Genomic DNA, 2,747 nt, shown 5'->3' with positions numbered 1-2,747 from the left:
TCATGAATTTAATGAAACATCAAATAATTGAATTTTTAAAAACAGCACTTAACGAGGATATCGGAAGAGGAGATTTAGCCCGTGAGCTCTTAAAAGGCTCAACAACTGCCAAAATTATCTCTAAAAGTGAAGGGATAATAGCCGGACTTGAATATATAAAACATTTCAGTGAAATAGCGGATGTAAAATTTGATTTTCATTTTGAAGACTCAAGCGAATACAAAAAAGGTGATGTAATTTTTGAAATATACGGAGATGTAAGAGACTTACTCTCAATTGAACGTACCATGTTAAATATCCTCCAACACGCAAGCGGTATCGCTTCAAACGCGTATGAATTCGTCAAAAAAATAAAAAATAAAATAAAAATTCTTGATACCAGAAAAACAAGACCAGGCCTTAGAGTATTTGAAAAATATGCCGCAAAATGTGGAGGAGTTACCAATCACCGCTTAGGACTTGATGATTGTCTTATGCTAAAAGACACACATCTGGCAAACTTCAAATCCATTACAGAAGCGATTCATATTGCCAAAGAGTCAATACCTTTTACTATAAAAATCGAAGTGGAATGCGAAAGTGTTAATATGGCGATAGAAGCTATGGAAGCCGGGGCTGATATAGTAATGTGCGACAATATGAATTATGAGGATATTAAAAAAGTTGTTGATATCAGAAATAAAAACTACCCTCACATATTTTTAGAAGCCAGTGGTAATGTAACTCTTGATAATATTGAAGAATATATTAAAACAGGGATTGATGCTATAAGCAGCGGGGCTATTATCCATCAGGCTACTTTTAAAGATTTCTCTATGAAAATGAAAGGAGGCAGCCATAATAATTGAAGATAAAGAGTTCGAATTTGGCCACTTTTTGGGTATAAAACCAGTTGAAGATTTTAAAAAATATATAAAAGATAAATTTAATCATGATTTAGCCCCTTGGGATTTTGTAGTAACAAAAGATGAAGTCAGGGATTTGGCATATTGTTATAACCCTTATAAAGGAATTGAAAGAATAGATAATATTCCCGAAACCAGCAAACTTAGAATAAAAAATGCAAAAATATTTGAACCTCTTGATATTTACCAAAAGTGTGCTATATATGCTATGGTAAATTCCCCTGCTACTCTTTTAACAGGGCGTTTTGGAAGCGGAAAAACACTTTTGGCAACGGCTACGGCTTTAGCCCTTACAAATAAAAAAATATTCATTACCCGCCCACCTATAGGTATCAGCAGCGATTACGACATAGGATTTTTACCGGGAAGCAAAGATGAAAAAATGCTTGAGTGGGCGGGAGGTTTTTTGAGTGCTTTAAATTATCTTTACCGTGGACAAAAAGGCGAAAACTACGATTCCATAAAAAGCAGATTATTTTTTGAAAAATTTGAAATAATTCCTCTTAATATGATTCAGGGAGTTTCTATTTTAGAAGATGAAATTTTAATAGTAGATGAAGTCCAACTGGTTACCAGAGAATATATGAGTATGATACTATCGCGTATGAGCGAAGGCAGTAAACTGTTTTTACTAGGAGATATCCATCAAACTTACTCTACAATACAAAAACAAGATAGCGGTCTATTTAGACTTCAGCAGGTACTGCCTCACGAAGCACTTGCCTGGGTGGATTTAAAAAACATTTACAGAAATAAATTAACGGAAATTGCAATTAAATTATTAGAGTGAGGGATTATCCCTCTTTTTGTTTTTTATATTCGATTACTGCTTTATATACTTCGTCTTTAATATGGAGCTTTTCTTTTTTTAATTTTTCAAGTTCTAAATCATCCATATGTTCTCTTCCGGCTTCCACTTCATCGATAATTCTATTAAGCTCGGCATGTCTTTGAATTAATTTATCTATATGAGGATTTTCTTTTGCAAGTTCCTCCATTACAGGGATTAATTCAGGGCAACATTCTTTAAACATATCTTCTCCTTTTTTTCTTAATTATATCAAAATATATCGCATCTGCTGTTATCTATATCTTCATCTTCCGGGAATTCTTCGTAAAAATCGTCATACTCTTCATTATATTTTTCTCTGTTTTCTTCAGGTTTACAACTTTTACAAAAGTTTTTTTCAAATTCTTTATATTCTTCTTTATTTAAAAACGCTTCTACTTCTTCAAAATCTATAAGATTTACATATTCAACCATATTATTTAAAAGAAAATCATCTTTTTTCTCCATTAAATCATCACACATATCCCAGTGAACTTCAATATTTTTATTTTTATTGTCTATAATCAGTTCATATGCCATTTTTTCCCTTTTTAAAAGAATTATATCACAAATAAGCATTATAAATTTTACTTATAATTTAAATAATTAAAAGTTATTTTTGATACACTTCTTTTCCTAAAAAAATAACAAGGAGAGTATAATGAAACAAATGATTTTACAAGAAAAATATCCAGTATTTGTTCTAGATATAGAAAAAAACGAGACACATTATAAAAATGCAAAAGAAATAATAGAGTTTTTTAAAGAAAAAATAACTTTGCATCCGGTATGTTCTTACATTGGAGAATTTGACCATTATGCACATACTTCTTCTTTAGAAAACGGAGAAATAGCACCTGATATTAAAGATTGTAAATTAATATTATTTTGTTTTGGAAACAAACTTCCAAACGGAAAAATTCCAGCAGCTAGACCTAGAAGCATAAGTGTAACTGAATATAACGATAAATTTGAAATAGCTTTTCTTGAAGCTCCGGCATTAATAGCAAACG

The 2,747-nt window shown here is 31.1% G+C and carries 5 protein-coding genes; 3 read left to right on the top strand and 2 right to left on the bottom strand.

Features of this window, described 5'->3' with window-relative positions; genetic code table 11:
- Positions 1 to 2: 2 nt before the first annotated feature.
- Positions 3 to 848: a carboxylating nicotinate-nucleotide diphosphorylase gene (gene nadC / locus ACXJH6_RS00230; protein WP_456469751.1), complete on the top strand. Its 846-nt coding sequence runs from the start codon at positions 3 to 5 to the stop codon at positions 846 to 848.
- Positions 849 to 876: 28 nt separating this feature from the next.
- Positions 877 to 1,695 carry a PhoH family protein gene (locus tag ACXJH6_RS00225; RefSeq protein WP_456469750.1) on the top strand — a complete coding sequence of 273 codons (819 nt, stop codon included), beginning with the start codon at positions 877 to 879 and terminating at the stop codon, positions 1,693 to 1,695.
- Between the two features lie 4 nt (positions 1,696 to 1,699).
- Here ACXJH6_RS00225 and ACXJH6_RS00220 read toward each other — a convergent pair whose 3' ends face one another.
- On the bottom strand, positions 1,700 to 1,939 hold the full coding sequence (locus tag ACXJH6_RS00220; protein WP_456469749.1) for an HP1242/YdcH family protein: 240 nt from the start codon (positions 1,937 to 1,939) through the stop codon (positions 1,700 to 1,702).
- Between the two features lie 26 nt (positions 1,940 to 1,965).
- Complete coding sequence (locus tag ACXJH6_RS00215; protein WP_456469748.1) at positions 1,966 to 2,274, bottom strand: hypothetical protein; 309 nt, start codon at positions 2,272 to 2,274, stop codon at positions 1,966 to 1,968.
- Positions 2,275 to 2,395: 121 nt separating this feature from the next.
- Here ACXJH6_RS00215 and ACXJH6_RS00210 point away from each other — a divergent pair.
- Positions 2,396 to 2,747: DUF6858 family protein (locus ACXJH6_RS00210; RefSeq protein WP_456469747.1), on the top strand; the 352-nt coding region annotated here is incomplete at its 3' end.

Source organism: Caminibacter sp., assembly GCF_053999135.1.
Note: the sequence above shows the minus strand (reverse complement) of the source record. Positions and strands in the feature narration are given on the sequence as shown.